Source organism: Streptomyces sp. SLBN-118 (assembly GCF_006715635.1).
Classification (GTDB): domain Bacteria; phylum Actinomycetota; class Actinomycetes; order Streptomycetales; family Streptomycetaceae; genus Streptomyces.
The window spans coordinates 2,863,148-2,888,118 of sequence record NZ_VFNP01000002.1; the positions used below are offsets into that span (position 1 = coordinate 2,863,148).

General features: G+C 68.7%; 23 protein-coding genes, 2 tRNA genes and 1 pseudogene. 13 read left to right on the forward strand and 13 right to left on the reverse strand.

Annotation, left to right across the window (positions count from 1 at the left end):
- Positions 1 to 47: 47 nt before the first annotated feature.
- Together fxlM and FBY35_RS31405 are read right to left on the reverse strand one after the other, a co-directional pair.
- On the reverse strand, positions 48 to 1,253 hold the full coding sequence (gene fxlM, locus FBY35_RS31400) for a methyltransferase, FxLD system (RefSeq protein ID WP_142217315.1): 1,206 nt from the start codon (positions 1,251 to 1,253) through the stop codon (positions 48 to 50).
- A gap of 162 nt (positions 1,254 to 1,415) precedes the next feature.
- Entirely contained in the window at positions 1,416 to 1,811 is a 396-nt protein-coding gene (locus FBY35_RS31405; protein WP_160159356.1) for an ATP-binding protein, read from the reverse strand.
- A 242-nt stretch (positions 1,812 to 2,053) separates the two neighbouring features.
- Here FBY35_RS31405 and FBY35_RS31410 point away from each other — a divergent pair, with 242 nt between their 5' ends.
- Both FBY35_RS31410 and FBY35_RS31415 read left to right on the forward strand, forming a co-directional pair.
- A complete protein-coding gene (locus FBY35_RS31410; protein WP_260848874.1) occupies positions 2,054 to 3,457 on the forward strand; it encodes a helix-turn-helix transcriptional regulator in 1,404 nt (467 codons plus the stop codon).
- On the forward strand, positions 3,454 to 4,341 hold the full coding sequence (locus tag FBY35_RS31415) for an aminoglycoside phosphotransferase family protein (RefSeq protein WP_142217317.1): 888 nt from the start codon (positions 3,454 to 3,456) through the stop codon (positions 4,339 to 4,341). Before FBY35_RS31410 ends, FBY35_RS31415 begins: the two co-directional genes overlap by 4 nt.
- 188 nt (positions 4,342 to 4,529) lie before the next feature.
- Here the strand turns inward: FBY35_RS31415 and FBY35_RS31420 are convergent, their stop codons facing one another.
- A complete protein-coding gene (locus FBY35_RS31420) occupies positions 4,530 to 5,024 on the reverse strand; it encodes a DUF3830 family protein (RefSeq protein ID WP_142217318.1) in 495 nt (164 codons plus the stop codon).
- Positions 5,025 to 5,066: 42 nt separating this feature from the next.
- Between FBY35_RS31420 and ehuB the strand changes: the two genes are divergently transcribed.
- The 6 genes from ehuB to FBY35_RS31450 all read left to right on the forward strand — a co-directional run bounded on the left by ehuB (position 5,067) and on the right by FBY35_RS31450 (position 9,122).
- The gene (gene ehuB / locus FBY35_RS31425) at positions 5,067 to 5,942 is read left to right on the forward strand and encodes an ectoine/hydroxyectoine ABC transporter substrate-binding protein EhuB (protein WP_142217319.1); all 876 of its coding nucleotides are present in this window, start codon (positions 5,067 to 5,069) and stop codon (positions 5,940 to 5,942) included.
- A complete protein-coding gene (gene ehuC / locus FBY35_RS31430; RefSeq protein ID WP_142217320.1) occupies positions 5,939 to 6,613 on the forward strand; it encodes an ectoine/hydroxyectoine ABC transporter permease subunit EhuC in 675 nt (224 codons plus the stop codon). The genes ehuB and ehuC overlap by 4 nt, the downstream gene beginning before the upstream one ends.
- Positions 6,610 to 7,260 carry an ectoine/hydroxyectoine ABC transporter permease subunit EhuD gene (gene ehuD / locus FBY35_RS31435; RefSeq protein ID WP_142217321.1) on the forward strand — a complete coding sequence of 217 codons (651 nt, stop codon included), beginning with the start codon at positions 6,610 to 6,612 and terminating at the stop codon, positions 7,258 to 7,260. Before ehuC ends, ehuD begins: the two co-directional genes overlap by 4 nt.
- Positions 7,250 to 8,017 carry an ectoine/hydroxyectoine ABC transporter ATP-binding protein EhuA gene (gene ehuA / locus FBY35_RS31440; protein ID WP_142217322.1) on the forward strand — a complete coding sequence of 256 codons (768 nt, stop codon included), beginning with the start codon at positions 7,250 to 7,252 and terminating at the stop codon, positions 8,015 to 8,017. Before ehuD ends, ehuA begins: the two co-directional genes overlap by 11 nt.
- A 167-nt stretch (positions 8,018 to 8,184) precedes the next feature.
- Complete coding sequence (locus FBY35_RS31445) at positions 8,185 to 8,943, forward strand: IclR family transcriptional regulator (RefSeq protein WP_142217323.1); 759 nt, start codon at positions 8,185 to 8,187, stop codon at positions 8,941 to 8,943.
- A 105-nt stretch (positions 8,944 to 9,048) separates the two neighbouring features.
- Positions 9,049 to 9,122: transfer RNA gene (locus FBY35_RS31450), tRNA-Lys, on the forward strand.
- A gap of 57 nt (positions 9,123 to 9,179) precedes the next feature.
- Here the strand turns inward: FBY35_RS31450 and FBY35_RS31455 are convergent.
- The 3 genes from FBY35_RS31455 to FBY35_RS31465 all read right to left on the reverse strand — a co-directional run bounded on the left by FBY35_RS31455 (position 9,180) and on the right by FBY35_RS31465 (position 12,478).
- Positions 9,180 to 9,767: a lytic polysaccharide monooxygenase gene (locus tag FBY35_RS31455; RefSeq protein ID WP_142217324.1), complete on the reverse strand. Its 588-nt coding sequence runs from the start codon at positions 9,765 to 9,767 to the stop codon at positions 9,180 to 9,182.
- Between the two features lie 121 nt (positions 9,768 to 9,888).
- Positions 9,889 to 11,043, reverse strand: coding sequence for an SPFH domain-containing protein (locus FBY35_RS31460; RefSeq protein ID WP_142217325.1), 1,155 nt, complete (start codon positions 11,041 to 11,043; stop codon positions 9,889 to 9,891).
- A gap of 34 nt (positions 11,044 to 11,077) precedes the next feature.
- The gene (locus FBY35_RS31465) at positions 11,078 to 12,478 is read right to left on the reverse strand and encodes a peptidoglycan-binding protein (RefSeq protein ID WP_142217326.1); all 1,401 of its coding nucleotides are present in this window, start codon (positions 12,476 to 12,478) and stop codon (positions 11,078 to 11,080) included.
- 146 nt (positions 12,479 to 12,624) lie between these two features.
- Between FBY35_RS31465 and FBY35_RS31470 the strand changes: the two genes are divergently transcribed.
- From FBY35_RS31470 to FBY35_RS31480, 3 genes are all read left to right on the forward strand, one after another.
- Positions 12,625 to 12,698: transfer RNA gene (locus FBY35_RS31470), tRNA-Lys, on the forward strand.
- Positions 12,699 to 13,180: 482 nt separating this feature from the next.
- Positions 13,181 to 15,100 (forward strand): glycosyltransferase family 2 protein, encoded by a 1,920-nt coding sequence (locus tag FBY35_RS31475; RefSeq protein ID WP_142217327.1) that lies wholly within the window; start codon positions 13,181 to 13,183, stop codon positions 15,098 to 15,100.
- Positions 15,097 to 17,049: a galactose oxidase early set domain-containing protein gene (locus tag FBY35_RS31480; protein ID WP_142217328.1), complete on the forward strand. Its 1,953-nt coding sequence runs from the start codon at positions 15,097 to 15,099 to the stop codon at positions 17,047 to 17,049. The genes FBY35_RS31475 and FBY35_RS31480 overlap by 4 nt, the downstream gene beginning before the upstream one ends.
- 211 nt (positions 17,050 to 17,260) lie before the next feature.
- Here FBY35_RS31480 and FBY35_RS31485 read toward each other — a convergent pair whose 3' ends face one another.
- The 7 genes and pseudogenes from FBY35_RS31485 to FBY35_RS31515 all read right to left on the reverse strand — a co-directional run bounded on the left by FBY35_RS31485 (position 17,261) and on the right by FBY35_RS31515 (position 23,274).
- Entirely contained in the window at positions 17,261 to 18,268 is a 1,008-nt protein-coding gene (locus FBY35_RS31485) for a glycoside hydrolase family 6 protein (protein WP_142217329.1), read from the reverse strand.
- Positions 18,269 to 18,660: 392 nt separating this feature from the next.
- Entirely contained in the window at positions 18,661 to 19,329 is a 669-nt protein-coding gene (locus FBY35_RS31490) for a class F sortase (RefSeq protein ID WP_142217330.1), read from the reverse strand.
- A gap of 1 nt (position 19,330) precedes the next feature.
- Positions 19,331 to 19,882: a hypothetical protein gene (locus tag FBY35_RS31495; RefSeq protein WP_142217331.1), complete on the reverse strand. Its 552-nt coding sequence runs from the start codon at positions 19,880 to 19,882 to the stop codon at positions 19,331 to 19,333.
- Between the two features lie 148 nt (positions 19,883 to 20,030).
- A complete protein-coding gene (locus FBY35_RS31500; RefSeq protein ID WP_142217332.1) occupies positions 20,031 to 20,810 on the reverse strand; it encodes an HAD-IIA family hydrolase in 780 nt (259 codons plus the stop codon).
- A 109-nt stretch (positions 20,811 to 20,919) separates the two neighbouring features.
- Positions 20,920 to 21,239: pseudogene (locus FBY35_RS31505) on the reverse strand (GntR family transcriptional regulator); the annotation flags it as partial.
- 30 nt (positions 21,240 to 21,269) lie between these two features.
- The gene (locus tag FBY35_RS31510; RefSeq protein WP_142217333.1) at positions 21,270 to 22,061 is read right to left on the reverse strand and encodes a hypothetical protein; all 792 of its coding nucleotides are present in this window, start codon (positions 22,059 to 22,061) and stop codon (positions 21,270 to 21,272) included.
- A gap of 136 nt (positions 22,062 to 22,197) precedes the next feature.
- Complete coding sequence (locus FBY35_RS31515) at positions 22,198 to 23,274, reverse strand: ROK family transcriptional regulator (protein ID WP_142217334.1); 1,077 nt, start codon at positions 23,272 to 23,274, stop codon at positions 22,198 to 22,200.
- A 66-nt stretch (positions 23,275 to 23,340) separates the two neighbouring features.
- Between FBY35_RS31515 and FBY35_RS31520 the strand changes: the two genes are divergently transcribed.
- Complete coding sequence (locus FBY35_RS31520) at positions 23,341 to 24,468, forward strand: Gfo/Idh/MocA family oxidoreductase (RefSeq protein WP_142217335.1); 1,128 nt, start codon at positions 23,341 to 23,343, stop codon at positions 24,466 to 24,468.
- Positions 24,465 to 24,959, forward strand: a complete 495-nt coding sequence (locus FBY35_RS31525) for a heme-degrading domain-containing protein (protein ID WP_142217336.1) — start codon at positions 24,465 to 24,467, stop codon at positions 24,957 to 24,959. Before FBY35_RS31520 ends, FBY35_RS31525 begins: the two co-directional genes overlap by 4 nt.
- The last annotated feature ends 12 nt before the right edge of the window (positions 24,960 to 24,971 follow it).

Sequence of the window (24,971 nt, forward strand, 5' to 3'; positions counted from 1 at the left end):
TGGGCTGATGGTGCAAGGTCCCAGGGCCCGAGAGGGGCCCTGGAGTCTTAGTGCCAGGACACCGTGACGATGCCGTGGCGCTTCAGCACGGCGTCCTGGGGCAGGGAGGACGGAGCGGGGCCCGGGAGGTACCGGAACGTCGCAGCTCCCCGGCGGCGGTGGTTTTGGGCCCAGCGGCGGAGCAGGTACACGTACGCCTCCGCGAGGGCTTCGGCCTGCGGACCGTGGGCGATTACGCCGCTCTCGAATCCGCCGGTGTCCTCGTTCTCACGGCGGGTGCGATAAGCGATGCTGTCCTCGCCGACCAGGGCGGGCACGCCGTACAGCGCCGAGGGCTCCACGAGCCCCTGCTCGACGATGTGCTCAGCCGCGTGCAGCCGGGCCGCGCGCGGAAGGTTGAGCGAGAGGTACAGCTCCAGCTCGTCCGGCAGGTCATAGGCTGCCCCAGACCAGCGCTCCAGCCTCGGGGTGTCCAGAGCCTGGTTCAGCGCCTGGCCATCGAGGCGCACCCGCACGTCATCGGTCTGCACAGCAACGCCATCACGCAGCATCACCTTGCGCTCCTCGGCGGCGCCGTCGCCCTGCATGGGCACGAAGCGCGCCAGGCAGTAGGAACGGCTGAGCAGGTCCCCGCCGTCGCGGTCGAACGCGATCGAGCGGGTAGTGCCGCGTGCCGTCAGAGGGACGACGAGCCTGCCCTTCTCGGCAAGCTCGCTGATCCACGACGGAGGGATGTCCCACGCGGCCGCGGTGACGATGATCCGGTCGTACGGTGCCCCGTCGGGAACGCCTGCCTCGCCGTCGGCGAGTGCCGTCTTCACCTGGCCGTACCCGGCGTCGTCCAGGCACATACGGGCGCGTTCGACGATGTCGCGGTCGATGTCGACCGTGGTGACCGCCCCGTCGCTGCCTACGATTTCCTGGATGAGCGCGGCGTTGTAGCCGCCGGAGCCGATCTCCAGGACCTTCATGCCGGGCTCGATGTCGGCCTGCTCCAGCATCACGGCCTGGAGGTGAGCGGCGGACATGACGCTGATGTCGAGGCCGTGCTCGTCCTTCTTGACCGGCACAGTGCGGTGGAGGTCGTAGGCGAGTTCCAGGGGCGCGTCGGGTGCGAACCGGTGCCGCGGCACTGCGACGAAGGCAGCGGCGACCGGCTCGGACGTGACCGCGCCCTCTTCACGGAGTGCGCTGACCATAGCCGCGCGCAGTGCGGCGGGTTCACCAACAGTCGAGTCGCTGGCAGTTGTCATGCCGTTACCGTCATTTCCCTTTGTAGTTTCTGGGCGCCTGGGCCTGGTGGTCGGCTGCGACGCTAGCCAGGTCGCCGCGCCTTGAGCGCGGATACGCGCCGCCGGGAGTGGCAGCCCGCGGACTTCGGCTGAAAAGCAGTTCCGTGGCTCGTGCTGACGGGGTCAGCGGCGCTCGGTGGATCCAAGGTCCGACACGAAAATCCAGACGTCCTTGCCGGCATCGGTGGTCGAAACGGAGGACTCATCGACCAGGGCGCGCACGAGGGCCAGGCCGCGCCCGCACTCGGCGAGCGGATTGGCAGCCACTGGCACCGGCGGGCGGGGGTCGTTGTCGCGCACGATCGCAGTGACTCCGTCGGGGACTTGCTGGACGAGAAGGCTCGCCATCCGGAACCCGTTGTCATCCCGTGCGGTGTGATCCAGAACGTTCGTCAGCAGCTCGTTTACGGCGCTGAGCAGTCGGTCGGAGGCCTCAGCGTCAACGCGCCACCAACGAAGGTGCTCACGCACGATGCGCCGGACGCCGGCCAGGAGCTCGGCCTCCATGTTGAGCGTCATGTCGAGCTGGCCGCGCCTGCTTCTGGACGTCGTTCGACCAGGAGTGCCCGTGTCGGGGGTGACGAGGAGTGTGCTCATGGCTGCTCCGTCCGTTCTGCCGGAACCCCCTTCAGCAGGGGGGCGGTTGCGGTGTGTACTGGGACCAAACCGATCAGCAACCATTCATGCAGAGCGCGCCGAGATCGTGCAGAGCCTGATGCCGAGAGCTGAAATGTTCGGCATCACGACGACGGGGACGGGACATGCCGCAGCCAGAGAAAAAGCTCGACCCGGGGGCATCCCCGCAAGAGTGGTTCGGCTACGAGCTACGCCTTCGACGCAAGGCAGAGGAACTGTCGGCCCGCGCATTGGGGCGCTTAGTGCAGGTCAGCGACGATGTGATCTTGAACATTGAGAAGGGGAAATACCCGTCGTGCCAAAGGGAGTTGGCGCAGCGCCTCGACGGCATCCTTGAAACCGGAGGCGTCTTCGACCGGGCATGGCCCATGGCTTTCGACCCCCGTGATGCCGATAGAAAACGCTCTGATGCCGACAAGCGCCCTGCGGGCAGGCGGGAAGGAACGGTTCAGGTGCGCGAAGGCCGCATCCTGGGCAGAGACGAACCATCTCCTCGCCCTGGGAGCCCTGAGCCCGTGGACCGACGCTCGTTCCTCCAAGTCAGTGGCCTTGCCGCCATCGCCCCCATAGACCTCACCCAGGCTTTCGCCCCGTCCGGTCTGACGCTGCCCGAGTCCGTCGGCGCGAGCCACATCGACCAGATCCAGGAAGTTGCAACCTCAATCAGCAGCTGGGACAACACGTTCGGCGGCGGCGGTATGGTCCGCGACGTCGCCGGCCGAGCCATGCAATGGTCTGCAGGCCTTCTTCAGGCCCAGTGCCCGGAACACATGCGCGCCGACCTCTTTGCCGCCGTTTCACGTCTCGGCGTCGTCGTGGGGGCTTCCGCGTTCGACTCCTACGCGCACGAGGAAGCCACCACGACCTTCAAGTTCGCAGCGGACTGCGCAGAGGAGGCCGGGGACTGGCACTTGCGCGCCAAGACATACAGCTTGCTCGCCCGGCAGGCCGTGTGGATCGGACAGCCCGACGACGGGCTGACCTACGCCGAGAAGGGCTTGGTTCGCCGCGACCGCCTGACGGCGACCGAGCAGGCGATGCTGCACACGGCGCGCGCCCGAGCGTTCGGAAAGATGGGCAATGTCCGCGATTGCATGGCCGCCGTCGGAGAGGCCGACGATGCATTCACGCAGGCCCGCCCCGCAGAAGACCCCGCGTGGATGGCGTACTACGACGAGGCCCAGCACAACGGTGACACAGCCCACGCACTGTTCGACCTCGCGATCCTCGCCGGCCAGGACCCCGGGCGGGCAATCAGGCGCTTCTACACCGCGGTGAAGGGGCACTCCGAGGCCTTCAAACGGTCCCGGGCGCTCTCCCGCACCAAGCTCGCCGCGCTCCTGATGGCCAAGGGCGACCCGCGGCAGGCCGCAGTCATCGGGCATGACTCCCTGGACGAGGTCGGCCGACTCACCTCCCGTCGCGCCGCCGATGATCTTCGGCAGCTCGGGGCCTTCGCCTCCAAGCATCCGAAGGTTCAGGACGCCGTAGGCCTGCGCGAGCGCATCACCGCTACCGTCTCGGCATGACCACGTCGGCTGCCGCACCCGCCCACACTGCCCTCGAAGAGGCCTGCTCGGCTGTCGGACTGGATGCCGACGGTGCCGAGCCGGTACGGCTGGCCGAGAACCAGATATGGCGGCTACCGGGCCAGCAGGTGATCGTGCGCATCGCCCGTACCGGGCAGTCTGCGGCCGCCAGCCGGGAGGTCCGCGTCGCCCGTTGGCTCGCCGAGAACGACGTTCCGGCCGTGCGCGTGGTCGACGTCGAGCAGCCGGTCGAGGCAGGGGGAAGGCCAGTCACCTTCTGGAAAGAGCTCCCATCCCACGAACAGGGCACACCGCGCGACATCGCGCAGTTGCTCCGACAGCTCCACGCGCTCGGCGCCCCTGATCTCGAGCTCGGTTACCTCGACCCGTTTGTCCGGATCGCCGAGCGGCTCCAGGCGGCGACGACCCTGGACGAGGCCGACCGCGCGTGGCTGCACGGTCTCCACCAGGACCTCGTCGTGGCATGGTCCGATCTGCCGGCGGGGCGCGCAGACTGTGCCGTGCACGGTGACGCCTGGCCAGGCAACCTCATCCGTACGGGCAGTGGGCCAGTGATGATGGACCTGGAGCGGTTCTCGCTCGGGCCGCCGGAATGGGACCTCGTCTCAACTGCCGTACGCACAAGGACAACCGGCGCGGTCACCGCGGCCGAGTACGACAGTTTCTGTGCCGCGTATGGGTTCGACGTCACCGACTGGGCCGGTTACGAAATCCTGGCCGGCGCCCGGGAGCTCCGGTTGGTGACCTACGCAGCCCAGCACGCGGCCGGCAACCCCGTATGGGCGGATCAGGCCCAGTACCGGGTTGACTGCTTGCGCGGTCGCCACGGTCCCCGCCCGTGGAACTGGAAAGGGATCTTGTAGCTATCGGGCGCCCACCGAACGCAACCGGTCGGCGATGTCGAATGCGTCAAGCCGCAGCGCCTTGATGTCCTCGATCAATCCAGCCCGTCCGGACATTGAGGATACGCCCGCAGGGCGTACGGGGCTCGGGGCGGAGCCCGCACCCGGCGGAGACGCAGAATGTCACAGCGGGAATGGGCGGGTGGGGGCTATCCACCTCGCCGGAAGCTGAGCGTCTCGCCCAGCGCGCCCGCCCGCCACAGGTCCTGGCAGGCCTCGGCCATCCGGTCCAGGCCTTCCACCACCGTGCCCCAGACGATGCCGGGCACCCACCCGGTGTCGCCGTTCAGCAGGAGGTTGTTCCGCTCGTAGAACAGCGCCAGGTCGACCGTGACGGCGCGGGAGACGTCGCGGTCGTATCCGTACGCCGCCGTGCTCAACTCCGTACCGCTGAACGTGAAATAGCACAGGTCGCCCGGAATCGGGGTCACCGTCGGGTTCTCCAGCGGTGGCTCCTGTTCCGCGAACGCCGGGAACAGAGCGTAGATCTCATTGCGTGCGTACTTCGCGTGGTACACGTCCCCGGCGAGCGGCAGCGCGTCCCACACGGCCGCGCAGGTGAGCGGGGCCTTGTCGTCGAGGAGCTTCGCGGTGCAGCGGACACCGCGCTTGTCGAGGGCTACGGTCATGTATCGGTCGGCCATCTCGTACGCATACCCAGCCAGGAGCCGGGTAGCCGCGCGCCCATGGCTCGTACAAGAGTGACAGGATCCATTCGCAGACGCACAGTGCTGTTCGGCACCGCCGGTGCCCTCGGCGCCGCGGGAGCGGCGGGGTGCAGCCGGGTTCCCTCGGGTGACGCGCTGGCCCGGCTCAAATCGCAGCGCACGGTGCGCCTGGGCATCGCCGGCGAGGTGCCCTACGGCTATGTCGACGACCAGGGCGAGTTCACCGGGGAGGCTCCGGAGCTGGCCCGGGTGATCTTCAAACGGCTGGGGATCGACAGCGTCCAGCCGGTCGCCACGGACTTCGCCTCCCTCATCCCCGGGCTCAACTCGCAGCAGTTCGACGTCGTCTCGGCCGGGATGTACATCAACAAGGAGCGCTGCGAGCAGGTCATATTCGCCGACCCCGAGTACCAGATGCTCGACTCTTTCATCGTGCGCAAGGGCAATCCCAAGAACCTGCACACCTACGAGGACGTGGTGAAGGCGAAGGCCACGTTCGCCACCGGCACCGGCTATGCGGAGATCGACTACGCGGTCGCGGCCGGCTGTCCGGAGAAGGACATCGTCATCCTCCAGGACCAGGTGGCGGGCCTGAACGCCGTCGAGTCGGGCCGAGTCGACGTCTTCGCGGGCACCGCGCTGACCACCCGCGAGGTGGTGAAGAAGAGCCGGAAGGCCGAGGCGACCGAGCCGTTCGCGGCCGTCGTGGACGGTGACAAGAAGATCGACGGCGGCGGTTTCGCCTTCCGCCCCACCGACACCGAGCTGCGCGACGCGTTCAACACCGAGATACACAAGATGAAGAAGAGCGGCGAACTCTTCCGCATACTGCGGTCGTTCGGCTTCACCAGGAACGAGATGACCGCCCTCACTGCCGAGGAGCTGTGCCGATGACAGCCGGACTCTGGCAGAACTGGGTACTTCCGGGCATCTGGATCACCGTCCAACTGCTGCTGTACAGCGCGGTGCTGGCCGGCTTCGTCGCCTTCGCCGTCGGTATGGCCCGCACCCACCGCTCCCGCTTCGTCCGCTTCCTGGCGGGCTTCTACACCGAGATCTTCCGCGGCACGTCCGCGCTGATCCTGATGTTCTGGCTGTTCTTCGTGCTGCCCCCGCTGCTGGGCTGGCAGCTCGTCCCGATGTGGGCCGCGGTGCTGGCACTGGGCCTGTCCTACGGCGCGTACGGCGCGGAGATCGTGCGCGGCGCACTGAACTCGGTGGCTCCGGCCCAGCGCGAGGCGGGCGTCGCGCTCAGCTTCTCGCCCTGGCAGCGGATGCGGCTGATCCTGCTGCCCCAGGCGGTGCCGGAGATGATCCCGCCGTTCTGCAATCTGCTGGTGGAGCTGCTCAAGGGCACGGCACTGGTGTCGCTGCTCGGGGTGGGCGACGTCTCCTTCGCGGCGTATCTGGTGCGGCTCGCGACCCAGGAGAGCGCCCAGATCTACACCATCAGCCTCGTCATCTACTTCGTGCTCGCCTTCGCCATCACCCGCTCCATGAAGGCCCTCGAGAAGAAGACCAAGAGCAATATCGGCGTCACGGTCCTGGGAGGTGGCGCGAAGTGAACTGGGACTGGTCCGCGGTGGCGGACTTCATGCCGCGCTTCTGGGACGGCGTGCTGATCACGCTGCAGATCCTGGTGCTCGGCTCGCTGATCTCCTTCACGCTCGGCCTCCTCTGGGCGATCGGTTTCCGCGCGCCGACCCGCTTCGTACGGTGGCCGGTGAACCTGATCACGGAGTTCATCCGCACCACACCGCTTCTGGTGCAGCTCTTCTTCCTCTACTTCGTACTGCCGGAGTGGGGCGTGCAGTTCTCGGCGCTGACCACCGGCACGATCGCGATCGGGCTGCACTACTCGACATACACCGCGCAGGTCTACCGGGCGGGCATCGATGCCGTCCCGGCCGGTCAGTGGGAGGCGGCGACGGCACTGAGCCTGCCGGCCCACCGCACCTGGTTCGCGGTGATCCTGCCGCAGGCCGTCCGGCGCATCACACCGGCACTGGGCAACTACGTCATCGCGATGCTCAAGGACACACCGCTGCTCGCCGCGATAGGCGTCCTGGAGATGCTCCAGGAGTCCCGCCTGGAGAGCGCCTCGACGTTCCAGTACACCGAGCCGCTGACCGTGATCGGCGTCGCCTTCATTCTCATCGCCTATCCGGCTTCCCTTCTCGTACGAGCCCTGGAGCGCCGCCTTGTCCGCTGACACCGCCCCCACCGATCCGACGTCCGAGCTGATCCGCTTCGAGACTGTGACGAAGCGCTTCGGCGACAACACCGTCCTCGACAACCTCAGTTTCTCGGTGAAACCCGGCAAACACGTCACACTGATCGGTCCGTCGGGCTCCGGGAAGACGACGATTCTGCGGCTGCTGATGACGCTGGCGACTCCCGACGAGGGCACGATACGGGTGAACGGGAACCGGCTGTTTCCGGCCGCCGAGAAGGAGCGCCGGGAAGCGCGCAAGCAGATCGGCATGGTCTTCCAGCAGTTCAATCTGTTTCCCCATATGACCGCTCTGCGGAATATCACCGAGGCGCCGGTCCGGGTGCTCGGCATGTCCAAGGACGAGGCGGAGGTACGGGCCAAGGAACTGCTGGAGCTGGTCGGCCTCGGCGACCGCTGTGACGCGAAGCCGACGCAGTTGTCCGGCGGCCAGCAGCAGCGGGTGGCGATCGCCCGGGCGCTGGCGATGCGCCCTCAGGTGCTGCTCCTCGACGAGGTGACCTCGGCACTCGACCCCGAGCTGGTGGCCGGCGTGCTGGACGTGCTGCGGGACATCGCGCGTTCGACGGACATCACGATGCTGTGCGTCACGCACGAGATGAACTTCGCCCGGGACATCTCCGACGAGGTGCTGATGTTCGACGCGGGCAGGGTCATCGAGTCCGGATCGCCGGAAAAAATCTTCTCCGATCCGGAGCAGGACCGTACTCGCGAGTTTCTCGGTGCGGTGCTCTGACCTTTCACTCCGGTCAATAAGTGTGACCCTGGCATATGCCAATTGGATGCGCCCCAGCTTATGCGGCTGGGGCGCACCATCATTCCGGCCAACAGCCGCCCCGGAAACGGCTCTTGACCGCTATCGTGGTAGAGAAGCTTGCGGTAACAACCTGCTAGGGGGAAACCGTGGCGCTGAAGCCCGAGCCGACCGCGCCGTTCCATTCGGTGCAATACGTCTTGCGTGTCCTGGAGGCGATCTCGAAGCACGGTGGCGGTGTCACCGATGTCCAGATCGCACGCGAGACAGGTCTGCCGACCGGCCATCTGGCTCCCATGCTGTCGATGCTGCGCCGCGAAGGCTATGTGGAGCAGGTCGCGGACGGCGCGTACGTGATAGGCGACTCCCTGGTGCTGCTCGGCTCGGGGATCACCCGCCGGCAGGCGCTGGAGGCGAAGATTCAGGAGACGCTCACCGAGCTGCGCGACTCCGTGGGCGCGGCCGTCTACATCAGCCGGTACATCGACGGCGAGGTCAAGATCACCCAGTACGCCGACGGCCCGCGCGCCCCGAAGGTCAACGAGTGGGTGGACTTCCGCTCGGCGGCCCACGCGAGCGCGGTCGGCAAGTGCCTGCTGACCCAGCTGGATGTGAACGGCCGCCGCGACCACCTCTCGCGCCACAAGATCGCCCGCCTGACCTCGCGGACGATCACCAGCGAGAAGCTGCTCTTCTCCAAGCTGGACAGCCAGCCTGCGACGGTCCCGGTGCTCGACCTCCAGGAGTACGCGGTGGGCACGGTCTGCGCGGCGGTCCCGCTGACGGCGGGCTCGGCCGTGGGGTGCCTGGCACTGTCCATGCCGGTCGAGCACGCCCACCGACTGCGCTCGGCGGCCGACCTGCTGAACCGCAAGGCAGCGCCGGTGGTGCTGTCGCTGGCGATATAGGGCCTGTCGCTCGGATCTTGCCGGGCTCGGTGCCCCGCGGCGCCTGGGGTGCCCCCGGGGGGTGTCAGGAGCACCCCGCCGGACCAGGTACTATTTTCTCAGCAGGCGCCGCTAGCTCAGTTGGTTAGAGCAGCTGACTCTTAATCAGCGGGTCCGGGGTTCGAGTCCCTGGCGGCGCACAGACAGAGAAAGCCCCTCGCTCAGGCGAGGGGCTTTTTCGTGTGGACCACCACCTGTCAGAACTGAACGTCGGAACAGGCATAGAAGGCATTGCCGGTGTCGTGCACGGTCCACACCGCGAGGATCAGATGCCTGCCGGACTTCGACGGCAGCCTCCCGGAGTGGCTGAGCGTGGACGGCGGGCGCTGGCCGTTGTAGGGGATTGTCAGGAACGGCTGCGGGTCGAGCGAGGCGCGGGTGAGTTTCTGGCCCGGGCTCCAGCCGTTCTTGGTGATGTAGTACCTGAAGTCGGTCGTCGCATGCATGGCGGTGAACTGCCACCGGAAGGTGTAGTTCTGGCCCGATGAGACCTTGGTCGTGGGCCAGGCGCCGCCGCGCGGGTCGTCGAGCTGCGCGAAGCGGCTGTTGCCGCCGGCGCAGATCGTTCCGTCGGCCGGGCCGGCGGCCGGGAAGCCCTTGGGGCCCTCGACACTCTGGGGTTCGTAGATGATCTCGCCGCAGTCGGCGACCGTGCGGTTGGCGCAGAGCTTCTGGCGGCTGATGGGCGAGTCGGTGTAACCGTGGCTGCTGGCGCTGCCGGTGGCGAGCACAGTGGTGCCCACCACGGCGAGACCGACCACGGCCGCACTTATCTTCTTGCGCATGCTTCGCTCCTGGAGAACGTGGGGGAGTTCAGGCGAGCCGTGCTGCACATGTGCGGTGGTACGCATTCCGGTCTAGACCAAGTCCCAGGGTATTAACGGAACTTGAACATGTCCAGACCAATCACGTACCTTCCACCGGCCCGGAACGCCCGGTGTAGAAGGCGATCGTGAGGTCCTTCACCAGAGCCTTGCGCTCGTAGTCGTCGAGCTCCACGAGCCCCCGCGCGGTGAGCCTGCTCACCGTCTCCTCCACCGCGTCCACCACCGAAGTGAGCACGCTGTCACGGTGTTTCGCGTCGATCGCCGCGATCCGACGGCGCTGCATCGCGGCCGCCACCTCCGGCGCGTACTCGATTCCCGTCGGCTGCGCCGAGAAGATCTCGATCCCCACCGGCGCACAGTCCGCCGACAACATCCGGGTCAGCGCGTCGCCGACAGCCTCCGCGTCGCGCAGCGTCGGAGCCTCCTCGTGGAAGGCATCGGCGGGCAGCTGCGAGAGCACCCGCGCCATCGCCGCCTCGACCTGTTCCCTCAGATAGGCCTCGTGGTCCTCGACACCGAGCGCGGCGCGCGCCGTGTCCGCCACCCGCCACACCACGAGCACGACGACCCGCAGCGCGGTGCCGTCCGCGTCGACCGCGGGCATGGGTTCGCCGCGCCAGTGGCGCAGCCGTACGTCCACGCGGCGGCGAAGGACCAGCGGGCTCACCCACACCAGCCCCGTACGCCGCACGCTGCCGCGGTAGTCGCCGAACAGTGTGAGCACCCAGGCCTGGCCGACCCGGCCGCGGCCCAGCCCGCCGAGGGCGAAGAGCGCCAGGATCACGCCCAGCGTGAGCAGGCACCACAGTCCGATCCCGATGCCGTTGTACGGGGGCGGGGTCAGCCCGAGCATGCGTGCCATCGGGCCCGGCACCGCCCCGGCCCCCCACAGCAGTACGCCGATCCCGCCGAGCGCGCATGCGCCCGCGGCCAGACCGGTCCAGCCGGGCAGCGCGGACGCGGCGCGCTCGACCAGGTCCGGATCGACGGGAGGCGCGGGCCGCGAGGGCACGGAGGCCGGGCGGGGCGGCACGGGCCTGCGCACCTTCGGCTGCTCACCGGTGCCCTGCCGCCGCGCCACCACGGCTGAGCCCAGGGCGATCGGCGGCGCGTCGTCGTCACGGAAGAGGAGGTGCACCGGGATCTCGGTGGTCACTTCCTGGGCGATCACGGGGGTGCGCCGCGGGCCGTCGAAGGGTGTGTCGCCGTCGGGCTCCGGTGCCGGGGTGTTCATGACTGCCGCCTCCACTGATGTGTTCGTGCGTGTCTCAGGCGAAGAGCCGACGCCATGTCTCGGGCCCGGGGAATCCGTCCGCCGCCGCGCCGCGCCAGCCCTGGGCCCGCTGGAAGGCCTCGACACTGCGCCGGTCCGCCTCGCCCCAGAGCGGCCCGGTGACAGTGGTGTAGTGCTTGCCGAAGCCGCGCTCGATCAGCTTCTTGCGGAGCTGGGTGACATGCGCGCTGGACCGGCCGGACCTGAAGTGCCGGGACCCCGGGTACGCGGGCCCCGCCGTGCTCGTCCCGCCGGGGCCCGGCGCCCCCGCCGTGCTCGCCCCGCCGGGGCCGGGCGCCCCCGCCGCCGGAATGTTCCTGCCCTGCTTGGTCACCAGGAGCTGCCAGGTCTCCGCGCTCGGCATTCCGTCGGCGCGCGCGCCGCGCCACCCCTGGGCGAGTTGGAAGGCCTCGGTCGCCCGCCGGTCCGCCTCGCTCCATGCCGGCCCGGGGCCCTTGGTGTAGAAGTGCTTGCCGCCGCGTTCGACGAGCAGCTTGCCGAGCTGGGTGATGTAAGCGTTGTTCGCGCCGGGACCGAACAGCGTCAGGCCCGGATACGCGTCTACTGTCACGCCGGGAAAGGCCTCGGCCGTCACGCCCGGATACGCCTCGGGGGAGACCGGCCCGCTCGCGGCGGTGGTTCCGATGAGGCCGTTGTATCGGTACGGCAGATAGCGGTCGGAGTTGGTCCAGTACGCCATGGGCGTCGGCTGCTTGCGGGTGTACGGCTTCGTCTGCTCGTACGCCACGTAGTAGGTGTGCGTGTAGTCGGTCCAGCCGCCGAAGATCGTGACGTGCGAGCCCTTGGTCGGATCGTCCGGGTTGTGGAAGAGCAGGATGTCGCCGGGCTCCAGTTGCTCGCGCGTGATCCGGGTGGCGAACTGCGCGAGGCTCCCGGTCCACTCGTTGCTGCCCAGGTTCCAGGCCATCGAGACATAGCCCGAGCAGTCCTGGCGATACCCGTCGGACCAGTACGCGTTCATGCTGTACGGGACCTTGGCGGCGACCCATTGCTTGGCGCGATTGATGATCTCGGCCCGGGTGACCGGGCGCAGCGGGGCGGGGGCCGAGTCGGGTTTGCCCAAGGGGCCGTGGAGCGGTGCCGTGCCACCCTGCTCGTGGACGGAGTCGGGATCGTCGGCAAAAGCGGCCACCCCGGGCGCGGCCCCCGGCGCGGAGCCCGGCGGGGAGGGGACCCCGGCCGCCGTAGCCGTCGCGGCGGCTGCTCCCCCACCGCCGCCCAGGACGACACCCGCCGCCGTCAACAGCACGAGCGCCCGGCGGCAGCCGTGCGCGGACGGGTGCTCCCCCGCGGCCAGGGCCCGGCGCTGCTGCGCGCACCCGGTGCAGTCGCAGTCGGCGGCGGGCTCGAACTCCTCGAAAAACGGCACGGTCATACGTGGCCCCTGTCACTGATCCATCTGTCACGTTTAATCGCATTTTGACCGAATAGCGGTAATAAACGACGATCCGACAGGCCGGAACGATCAGATAATGGTCAGGAGCACACTTCGCCGTCCGGTAGAGTTCTCCAGGTCAGTAGGCGCCGCTAGCTCAGTTGGTTAGAGCAGCTGACTCTTAATCAGCGGGTCCGGGGTTCGAGTCCCTGGCGGCGCACGCGAATCCGAGGCCCCCTCACATTGAGTGAGGGGGCCTCGGTCGTACGTATCCATGTGAGCGAGAGGGCGTCGACCGTACGTATCTACAGCGATTTTCGGCCGCCTTCATCTCCACACACCTCTCACGCAAGCCCGCCTCAAATCGTACATATATCCGCTTAAGTACTTGATTCGCCCTTGCGATCATGGCTGGGGTCGTAGAACCTGTCCTGGAGCCAAAGCCTCCAATAAAGCATCCGTTTCGCGTAGTTGGAGGTAGTGCAGGCGCATCGTTCCGTTACCGGACCGCGGGGAAGGGGACCCCATTCACGGTCCGAACACGTGCCGGGCATGATGCAACCGGCGAGTGACTGTTTCGTGTCTGTAGAGACGGTGGCCCGCCACTGATGTGTCCAGGGCAACTGGTCGAGGGGGACCGGGGTCAGGACGAAAGAACCGACCACATCACACGCAGCCAGCATGCGTGCGGGGGGATGACTCATGACGTCGACGCCGAACGGCGCCGGGCAGCACCACGACCCTTCCCGGACGACTCAACTCCGGGTACCCGCCCACCTGCGCGCCGGAGGCCACCGGCTGCGCCCGAAGAAAGCACTTCCCCGGTACGACTACGAGCACTACAGCCGGCTCGCAGGCCCCCTCACCCAGCCCGATCCCACCAAGCCGTACACCGTGCAGTACCGCTCCCTGCTCTCACAGGAGCCGCACCGGATACGGGCTGCCCTGCTGCTGGGAGCCGCGCCGCTGGTGTCGCTCGGCCTGTTCGCCTGGCTGATGCAGCCTCAGCACTGGACCGAGCGCGATCCGAACCTGAACAACGACACACTGCTCATCCTCGACGTCGTCATGCTCGTCTCGATCGGCCTGATCGAGCTCTTCCGCACGATGAACGTCCTGTCCAACGCGCACGCGACGCTGGTGGCGCGCGATCCCGTGCCCGTGGTGCCCGAGAACGGTACCCGGGTCGCCTTCCTCACCTCCTTCGTACCGGGCAAGGAGCCCCTGGAGATGGTGACGAAGACCCTGGAGGCGGCCGTCAAAATCCGCCACCGCGGGCTGATGCACGTCTGGCTCCTCGACGAGGGTGACGACCCCGCGGTGAAGGAGGTGTGCGCACGCCTCGGCGTCCACCACTTCTCCCGCAAGGGCGTCCCGCACTGGAACCAGGCCAAGGGCGCGCACCGGGCCAAGACGAAGCACGGCAACTACAACGCCTGGCTCCAGGCGCACGGTGACGCGTACGACTTCTTCGCCTCCGTCGACACCGACCATGTCCCGCTGCCCAACTATCTGGAGCGGATGCTCGGTTACTTCCGCGACCCTGACGTCGGTTTTGTCATCGGCCCGCAGGTCTACGGCAATTACGACACCTTCGTCACCAAGGCCGCCGAGTCCCAGCAGTTCCTCTTCCACGCACTGATACAGCGGGCGGGCAACCGCTACGGCGCACCGATGTTCGTCGGCACCTCCAACGCCGTCCGTATCAAGGCGATCAAGCAGATCGGCGGCCTGTACGACTCGATCACCGAGGACATGGCCACCGGCTTCGAGATGCACCGCGCCAAGAACCCGGACACCGGCAACAAATGGCGCTCGGTCTACACCCCGGACGTCCTGGCGGTCGGCGAGGGCCCCACAGCCTGGACCGACTTCTTCACCCAGCAGCTGCGCTGGTCCCGGGGCACCTACGAGACGATCCTCAAGCAGTACTGGAAGGGCTTCTACTCGCTGCCCGCGGGCAAGCTCTTCAACTACACGATGATGATCATCTTCTACCCGATGTCCGCCCTCAACTGGATCCTGGCGGCGCTGAGCTGTGCGCTGTTCCTGGGCATGGGCGCCTCGGGTGTGCAGATCGACCCCACGATCTGGATGATGCTGTACGGCAATGCCTCGGCGCTCCAGATCGGCCTCTACATCTGGAACCGCCGCCACAACGTCTCGCCGCACGAGCCGGAAGGTTCCGGCGGACTCGCGGGCATGGTCATGTCCGCACTCTCCGCGCCGATCTACGCACGCTCGCTGATGGACGCCGTACTGCGCCGCAAGAGCAAGTTCGTCGTGACTCCCAAGGGCGACTCGTCCAGCCCGGACACCCTCTTCGGCACCTTCCGGATCCATCTCTTCTTCATCCTCGTCTTCGGCGGATCGCTCGGGTCCTCCTTCTACTTCGGGCACGATCATCCGGCGATGATCACGTGGGCGACGCTGGCCCTGCTGATCACGGCGGCGCCGATCTTCGCCTGGCGCCACGGCATCCGCACAGAGAAGAAGAAACGCACACGGCGGCACGGCGGCGGGCGGCCGCCGGCCGCTCAACCCGAGACCCATGTGCCGCAGCAGCGGCCGGCCGCCGCCGACCAGACCATGCAGATCGCCCTTGGGGGACGTAAGAAATGAGCACGCTGCCCGTCCGGCCGAACCACCGCAAGAACCGGGCCCGCCGGATAGCGATCGGCGCCGCGGTGATCGTCGCGGTGGCCGGGTTCAACGGGCCCGCGCTGTGGCGCTTCGGCTCGGAGCAGTACCACGACTACAAGATCAACAAGCCCGAGTACAAGGCGGAGAACGGTCACTGGGACTTCCTGGATGTCCCTTCCGAATTCCGCATCAACACCATCCACGCGGCGCTGCTGCACACCGGCAAGGTGCTGCTCATCGCCGGATCGGGCAACAACCAGAAGAACTTCGACGCGAAGAAGTTCGAGTCGGTGCTGTGGGATCCCAGGACCAATGAGTTCAAGAAGATCCCCACGCCCAAGGACATGTTCTGCGCCGGGCACACCCAGCTGCCCGACGGCAAGCTCCTGGTCGCGGGCGGCACCAAGCGGTACGAGAAGCTCAAGGGCGACACCACCAAGGCCGGCGGCCTGATGGTCGTGCACAACGAGGACCCGGACGAGCCCAAGACCCTGCCCGCGGGCACCAAGTTCACCGGCAAGAAGAACGGCAAGACGTTCGTCTCCAAGGACCCCGTCCTGGTGGAGAAGGCGAAGAAGATCTTCGATCCTGCAACGGGCCGGTTCCTGCGGACCGAGCCGGGCCTCGGCCGTATCTACGTCGAGGCCGAGGAGTCCGGCAAGGACTTCGAGACCGGCACCGAGGACAACTACCGCGTGCAGGGCCTCAAGGGCTCCGACGCCCGCAACATCTACGGCATCGCGCAGAAGCTCGCACTCGACAAGAAGGACTTCCAGGGCATCAAGGAGGCCTTCGAGTTCGACCCGGTGGCGGAGAAGTACATCACCGTCGACCCGATGAACGAGGCCCGCTGGTACCCCACGCTGACCACGCTCAAGGACGGCAAGGTCCTCGCGCTCTCCGGCCTGGACGAGATCGGGCAGATCGTCCCCGGCAAGGACGAGATCTACGACCCCAAGACCAAGAAGTGGCAGTACACCGGGATCATCAGGAAGTTCCCCACCTACCCGGCGATCTTCCTGATGGACAACGGCAAGCTGTTCTACTCCGGCTCCAACGCCGGGTACGGACCGGCCGACGTCGGCCGCGCGCCGGGCGTCTGGGACCTGAAGACGAACAAGTTCGTCAAGATCCCCGGGCTGAGCGACCCGGACAAGATGGAAACCTCCGCCACGGTCATGCTGCCGCCCGCCCAGGACCAGAAGTTCATGGTCATCGGCGGCGGCGGGGTCGGCGAGTCCGAGAAGGCGAGTGAGAAGTCCCGCCTGGTCGACCTCAAGGAGAACAACCCCCGCTTCAAGGACGGCGCTTCGCTGGACAAGGGCACGCGCTACCCGAGCGCCTCGCTGCTGCCCGACGACTCGATCCTGGTGACCGGAGGTTCCTCGGACTACCGGGGGCGCGGCGGCTCGAACGTGCTCCAGGCGCGCACGTACGACCCGAAGACCGGCACATACAAGCGGGTCGCCGACCCCGCGGTGGGGCGCAACTACCACTCGGGCTCGGTGCTGCTCCCCGACGGACGTGTCATGATCTTCGGCTCGGACTCGCTGTTCGCGGACAAGGCGAACACAAAGCCGGGTGTCTTCGAGCAGCGCATCGAGATCTACACGCCGCCGTATCTCTACCGGGACGCCAGGCCGGTCGTCAGCGGCGGGCCGAAGTCCATCGCGCGCGGGGACTCGGGGACGTTCAAGGTCAAGGACGGCGCGTCCGTCAAGACGGCGAAGCTGATGCGTCCGAGCGCGGTCACACACGTCACGGACACGGATCAGCGGTCGATCGCGCTGGACGTGAAGAAGGTGGCGGACGGGATCGAGGTGACGGTGCCGTCCAACCGGGCGCTGGTGCCCTCGGGTTGGTACATGCTCTTTGTGACGGACGAGAAGGGGACGCCGTCGGAGGGTGTGTGGGTCGAGGTCCCGTAGGTCCTGTCCGGTCGATCAGGCCGGATCAGTGAGCGGGGTCTGGTGCGTGCAGTTGCAAGGCGGAGGAAGGAGCCCACGGAGCGTAGGCGACTGACGACAACGCAGCAGATGTGCGTGCCAGGGCACGCGAGCCCGGCAAGATCGGCCGGACAGGGCCTGAGGGTTCCCGCCGGTCGGCCTGAATTCTCAGGCCGACCGGGCCCCGTAGCGCCTACTTCGACGCCTGTGCCAGCCCCAGCGCGTACTCCGGCCACCACTCCCCCGCCCGGGGTCCACCCCTGCACTCCCCGTCCGACTCCCCCGGCCGCTTGACCCACAGATACGCGTCGACCAGCGCGTCGCCCGTCTGCGTCGCCGGCTTCTCGCCCAGCGCGCGGCCCGGCGGGTTGCACCACGGGTCCTGGCCCCCGGTGTACGGGCCGTTGCCGTTGCGGCTGGTGTCGATCACGAAATGCTTGCCGCCGACCTTCGCGGACAGCTTGCGGCCGAACTCCTTGCTCGCCGCGGTCGGGTAGAAGTTGGAGACGTTGACCGAGAAGCCGTCGGCCTTGTCGATCCCGGCCCGGCGCAGCGGGTCGAACAGCGCGTCCGGCTGCGACCAGCCCGCGTTGCCCGCGTCCAGGTACACCTTCGTCTTCGGCTGCTGCTTCAGTCTCTCGACGGCACCCTTGAGCAGGTCGAACCGCTCCTCGTGGAACTCCTGCGGCGTGCACGTGTCCACGAGGTGCAGCACCGCGTCCGGCTCCAGGATCACCGTGGCCCGCCGGTCGCCGATCCCCTCCGCGACCTTGTCGACCCACTCCCGGTAGGCGTTGCCGTCGGCCGCGCCGCCCTTGGAGAACTGTCCGCAGTCGCGGTGCGGGATGTTGTAGAGCACGAGCAGTGCGTCCCGGTCGGCCTTCGCGGCCGCCTCGGTGAAGCCCTTGGCCTCGGCCTCCGGATTGTCGGGGCCGATCCATTCGGCGACGGGCTGCTCGGCGATCTTCCTGATCAGTCCGGCGTTCTTGTCGTCGCCGTCCTTGAGGTAGGCGGAGACCTGCCGCGCGGCCTTCCCGTCGGGGTTGACCCAGTAGGGATCTTTCGCCTTCGGCTGCTGGCTGACCGCCGGTTTGCCGTCCTCGCCGTCGTCGGAGGAACACCCTGCGAGCGACAGCAGCACCGCTGCCCCCGCCGCCGCGGCCACGCACAGGCGGGCACGCCCCGTGGAACTCCCGTACATCCACTCCCCCTTGGTGCACTTGCCGGTGTCCCGCCCCCAGGCTTTCTCCCGGACAAGACAGGTCGAATCCATCCTGGCACACGCCCGCCGGCGGCCACGAGCCCGGACCCGGGGCCGCCGGCACTGAGGGCGACGACTCCACAACAAGGCGTCATCCACCCTCTAGGCCCGGCCCGCCAACCGTTCTAGAGTGTCGGGCATCCGGCCCCGGCCCCTTGCCATGAGCGCGACCGGACCATCCAGAACCTCCCGTGCCGGTGCCGGGCTTCTCCCGCAGCCCGGGCGCCCGCGGTCGAGGACCGGCTCGGCCGACGGCCCTGGGGGGAGCATGTCGTCGGTCGAGCCAGGTTGGACCCTGACGATCGCTTCCCGGCCCGACTCCCGCCTCCCGTTTACGACTTCACCACTGCGGTCAGATACGCGGAGACGACCACATTCGCGTTGTACGTGCGCTTCACCCGGTCGAACGTGCCGCCGCAGGTGATCAGCCGCAGCTCCGCCCGCCCGTCCTCGCGCGGCCCGTAGACCTTCCGCGGATCGAAGTGGTCGCGGCCGAAGACCTGGACGTCGTCGATGGTGAACTCCACGACCGAGCCGTCGGTCCTTGTCACCCGGACCTTTTCGCCGGGGCGGGCTGAACTCAGCCCGTAGAAGACGGCGGGTCTTGTCTCTGTGTCGACATGGCCCACCAGCAGCGCCGCACCGGACGCGCCCGGCTGCGTACCGCTGTCATACCAGCCGACGGTGTTCTGCATGGCGTACGGCGGAGGGTCCACCGCACCGGCGCCGTCCAGCCCGCGCGGGACGACCGGGGCGGCGACGCCTATCGCAGGTATCTCCACCCGGTCGGGCCTGGCAGGGCTCAGCGGATCGTGAGCGGGGGGTAGAGGCACCCCTGGCGGCCGTCCGACCGCCGCCACATCCCCAGTGGTGGGAGCGGAGGTACCACCCCAGCCGCCGGTGAACCCGCGGCCCCAGAGCCACAGCCCGAGCAGGAGCACCGCCCAGGCCACTCCGGTGACCAGCCGACCGTTCCCCGCCGAGCCTTCGGCGGAGGACATGTCAGTCCGATTCCGTCCGGCGCCGCCGTGAGCCGTGGAACGCCACGGCGATCGCAGCCACGCCCGCGAGGACGAGGCCGATCACGGCGTGCGGAGTGCCGGGGCCCGCGCCCTCGACGCGGTCCGTCGTGGCCACGGCGAGGTTGGCCGCGCCGCCACCGCCCGCGCGGACCGGTGCGACGGGGGTGTGCTGGTCCGTCGGCGCCTGGACGACCTTGATCTGGCCCTTCGCCGGGTGGCGATGACCGTCGCAGACGACGCTGACCTCGTACGCGGCAAAACTCACGCCGGCTTTCACGGTCGTCTGTCCGGAGAACTGGGAGCCCTGCTTGGTGGAGAGCTCCACGTCCGCGGCGAAGGCCTGGGACGTGACGGTGGCCGTGGTTCCAGCGCAGCCCGAGACGCTGATCGCCACCTGATCGCCGGGGACGACGGTGGCCGGGGCGACGGCGACTTGCACGGAGTCTTCGGCGTGTGCGGCGGTGGCGGCGGGCGCCAGGACCAGGACCGTGGCCGCCCCAGCGGCACGGAGAGCTATCGAGCATGAACGCATCGTGAACCTCCTGATACGGAAAGATTCACGCGTCTGGGGCGTTTTCGCATCCGCTGGAGCGGCCCGGTGGTCCATATGAGCCCCCTGACGTGCACAAATGCATCAGACCCGTTCGGCCTCAAACAGATCGGCGGGACAGCGTTCGGCGTCAGATCCGGTCGACGAGATCCGCGATCGAATCGACGACCTTGGAGGGCCGGAAGGGGAACTTGTCGATGCCCTCGGGGCTGGTCAGCCCGGTGAGCACCAGGAACGTCTCCATGCCCGCCTCGAGACCGGCCAGCACATCCGTGTCCATCCGGTCGCCGATCATGGCGCTGGTCTCGGAGTGCGCCCCGATGGCGTTGAGCCCGGTCCGCATCATCAGCGGGTTCGGCTTGCCCGCGAAGTACGGGTCCTTGCCGGTCGCCTTGGTGATCAGCGCGGCGACCGAGCCGGTCGCGGGCAGCGGGCCCTCGGTGGAGGGGCCGGTCTCGTCGGGGTTGGTGCAGATGAACCGGGCCCCGGCGTTGATCAGCCGGATCGCCTTGGTGAGGGACTCGAAGCTGTACGTACGGGTCTCGCCCAGCACCACGTAGTCGGGCTCGTGGTCGGTGAGGACATAGCCGATGTCGTGCAGCGCGGTGGTCAGACCCGCTTCGCCGATGACGTACGCCGTGCCGCCGGGGCGCTGGTCGTCCAGGAACCGCGCGGTGGCCAGTGCCGAGGTCCAGATGTTCTCCACGGGCACGTCCAGGCCCATGCGGGCGAGCCGTGCGTGCAGGTCCCGCGCGGTGTAGATGGAGTTGTTCGTCAGGACCAGGAAGGGCCTCCCGGTCTCCCGCAGCTTCTTGATGAAGGAGTCGGCGCCCGGGATCGGCACGCCCTCGTGGATGAGGACTCCGTCCATGTCGGTGAGCCAGGATTCGATCGGCTTGCGCTCTGCCATGGGGACGGACTCCTGCCGTACGCAGTGTGCTGGGGACGCCGCGACGACGGTGTGGCGGCGTCCCCAGCCTAATCAGGAAGCGATGACCTTGACCCCGTCGATGACCCAGTCCCTGACGGCGTACGCCTCGGTGTGGCTGGCGAGCGAGAGCGGCTGCTCCAGCTTGGCGCCCGCGACGACCGTGCCGCGGCCCTGGCGGCGCAGCCGGCCCTCCAGCAGGAGTTCGCGCAGCGCCTGACGCACCGTCTCGCGCGAGACCTCGTACCGTACGGCGAGATCACGTTCGGTCGGCAGCAGTCCCCCTTCGCCCAACTCCTCGATCAGGAGGGATATATGGGCCTTGACGGCGTAGTACTCGGGGATGCGTCCGTGCTCCGGGATGCCGGAGCGGACAGGGGCGCCGGGCGCCCGGTCGTTCGGGTAGTCCACCAGGGGTGGTTCGCGGACGTGTATGAACGATCAACGGCGGCCCGCGCGCATCCGGCGCTGCGCGAGCATCAGGACCCCGGTGCCCAGCAGGATCACACCGGCGGCCGCGCCGAAGCGGAGGAGAGTGCCGGTGCCGGTGGTGGCGAGTTCGTCGAAGGGGAGGGTGGTGCCGGGGATGTGGTCCTTGTCGAGGACGGCGAAGCGGTAGTCGCCGGACTCCCCCACCCAGTCGCCGTCGTCGCCCCGGCGCTGGACGACGGCGGCGTTGACCGTGACCTGGTTGGGCGGGGTGCCGGCGGCCAGGGCGAGGCGGACCTTGATGGTGACCGTCTTGCGGGCGGGGACAACGAAGCCGGGGAAGCCGTCGTCGAACGCGCCGACGATCTCGTCCTCGGAGGTCGTCTCCAGGGTGACAGGACGCCAGCGGGCCGCCGCGTCGTCGTGGAACTCCAGCGTGATCCGGGCGGGGGTGAGTCCCGGGTCCCGGCCGGTGAAGACGATCACCGGGTGGATGTTGCCGCAGTTCTCGCCGGTGGTGTTGGCGAGGTCCACGGACCACTCCTCGAAGCCCCCGCCCGGGTGGTGGACGGCCGGTCCGCCGTGGATGCGGGTGTCGATGGGGAAGTCGGGGTCGGACACCGTGCCGCAGGTGGGCAGCGAAACGTCGGGGCGTGCGGGCGGGGGCGGCGTGGCCGGCCCCGCAAGGGTCCCGGCGGCGGCGCGGGCGGTCACGGCCGCGGCCGCCGCGGCCGAGCCGGTGAGCACGGCGGGCGCGATGGTGGCTGCGGTGACTCCGACGGCGAGGGCATTGCGCAGTCGCATGGGGGACCTTTGCTGCTCGGCTGCGTACGAACCCCGGGGGGACACCGGGTCATGCAGCGAGACCCTGCCACGCGCGCGCGGCAGGGTCCCCTCGCCACGTCCGGGCCGAGCCGGTCAGCCGCACAAATCCGCCCTATCAGCCTATTTTCGGTGCGGTGAGTTCGACCTCGGCCCGCCCGAAGAGGGGAGCGAGGACTAGCTGCGCGGCGCCTTCGGCGACGACGTGCGCGCCGCCTTCGGCGAGGGCCACCGGGATGCCGACACGCTGCCCGACCCCCGGTACGAACGACCCGGCGTCGTCGACGACGACCCGGCCACCGAGCAGCACGCGGTCGATGTCGAGCAGCTCGACGAGATTCGCGGCGCCGATACCGAGAACACCGGCGGCACGGTCGAGTTCACCGCGCCCGACGGCCTGGAGACAGAGCGCCTCGATGCACCCACGCTTACCGCACACGCACTGGGGCCCGTCCAGCTCGATGACCTGATGCCCGAACTCCCCCGCACCGGTGCGGGCCCCCCGGTAGAGCGCCCCACCGAGGACGAGCCCGGCACCGAGCCCGGTACCGAGGTGGAGATACGCGAACGACTCCCCCGCTCCACGGAGGGCGAGGGCGAGGGCGGCCGCGTTGGTGTCCTTGTCGAGTACGACGGCCAGCCCGAGCCGCGCGGCCAGCGCGTCCCGCAGCGGAAACCCGTCCCACTCGGGAAACCCGGTGACCCGGTGGGTGACGCCGGTGGCGTGATCGAGGGGCCCGGGCATGGCGACGCCCACTCCGAGGACGCGCCTGCCCGCCGGGTCCAGCGCCTCCACCTCGCCCGCCACCCGCTCCACCACCGCTTCCGAACCCGCGCCGAGGTCGAGAGGAGCGGTGCGCACCGCGACCGGCGTGCCTGACAGGTCCAGCAGGATCGCCGTCATTTCGTCGCGATCCAGGTGCAGGCCCACCGCGTGCCCGGCCGAAGGAACCAGACGAAGCGCCGTGCCGGGTCTGCCGCCGGTGGACGCCCGTCGGCCCGCCTCCGCCGCCAGGCCCGCCTCCCGCAGCCGCGCGGTGATCTTGCTGACCGCCTGCGGTGTCAGCCCGGTGCGGTCGGCCAGCTCCATCCGGCTGATGCCTAGCTCACCGGCCGTACGCAGCAGGTCGAGCACCAGGGACGCGTTGTGGCTGCGCAGCACGGGCAGATTCGCTCCGTTGATGGTTCGGTTCATGGGCTTCACGGATCCCATTGTCCTCTGCCCTTGCACTTTGGCAACACCGTTGCTTAAGTGGAAGGCATGACCGGTACCGGCACCCGCACCCCGCTTCGCGTCGGACTCGTGGGCTACGGCCTGGCAGGGTCCGTCTTCCACGCCCCGCTGATCGCGGCCACCGAGGGCCTCACGCTCGACACGATCGTCACCTCGAACCCGGAACGGCAGCAGCAGGCCCGCGCCGAGTTCCCCGATGTGCGCCTCGCGGACTCGGCCTACGAGCTGGGGGACCGCACGGACGATCTCGACCTGATCGTGATCGCCTCCCCCAACAAGACGCACGTCCCGATCGCCACCGCCGCCCTCAAGGCCGGTCTCCCGGTCGTCGTCGACAAGCCGGTCGCCGGCACGGCCGCCGAGGCGCGTGAGCTCGCCGCCCTCGCCGAGGAGTGCGGCCTGCTGCTCTCCGTCTTCCAGAACCGCCGCTGGGACAACGACTTCCTGACCCTGCAGCAGCTGATCGCGGCCGGCGAGCTCGGCGACGTACAGCGCTTCGAGTCCCGTTTCGAGCGCTGGCGGCCCGGACTCAAGGGCGGCTGGCGCGAGTCGGGCGACCCGATGGAGTTCGGCGGCCTGCTCTACGACCTGGGCAGTCATCTCGTCGACCAGGCGCTGACCCTGTTCGGCCCGGCCACCCGGGTGTACGCCGAGGCGGACGTACGACGCCACGGCGCCGAGACCGACGACGACACCTTCATCGCGCTCACGCACACGAGCGGCGTCCGCTCGCACCTGTACATGAGCGCCACGACCGCACAGCTCGGTCCCCGCTTCCGGGTCCTCGGCTCGAAGGCCGGATACGTGAAGTACGGCCTCGACCCGCAGGAGGCCGCCCTGCGCGACGGCCTCCGCCCCACCGGCGACATGGACGCATGGGGCGTCGAGCCCAAGTCCCTGTGGGGCCGGGTCGGCGTCGGTGAAGGCCCGTTCCAGGTCGAAGCCTCTGGGGAAGAATCCCCCCTGACCGACGGCAGCCGCGCCGTCGAGACGGCACCGGGCGACTACCCGGCGTACTACGCGGCGATCGCCGCCGCCCTGCGCGACGGCACACCGCCGCCGGTCACCACCCAGGAGGCCGCGGCCGCGCTGGACGTCCTGGAAGCCGCCCACCACTCCGCCCGTGAAGGCATCACCGTGGAGGTACCGGCATGACCGCTCCCCTCCCCGCCCCGCTCACCGTCGAGGAGATCGAGGCCCAGGAACGCAAGCTGACGATGCGCCGCTTCACCCACGACGACGCCTGGGCGCTCGGCAGCCTGCTGGTCGAAATGGCGCACCTGCGCGAGGCCCCGGTCTCCATCGACATCCGCCGCGGGACGCAGCAGCTCTTCCACTGCGCGCTGGCGGGATCGAGCGCCGACAACGACGCGTGGATCGACCGCAAGCGCAGGGTCGTCGAGCGCTACGGCGAGAGCTCGTTCCTTGTCGGTGCCCGCCACCGCGCGAAGGGCACCACCTTCGAGGACGCCTCGCGCCTCGACCCGAACCTGTACGCGGCGCACGGCGGCTCGTTCCCGATCACCGTCGAGGGCACGGGCGTCGTCGGCACGATCACGGTCTCGGGCCTGCCCCAGGCCGAGGACCACGCCATGGTGGTCGAGGCGCTGGAGCGCTTCATCTCCGCCCACCGAGGCAGCCACTGACTCCGGCGCGGG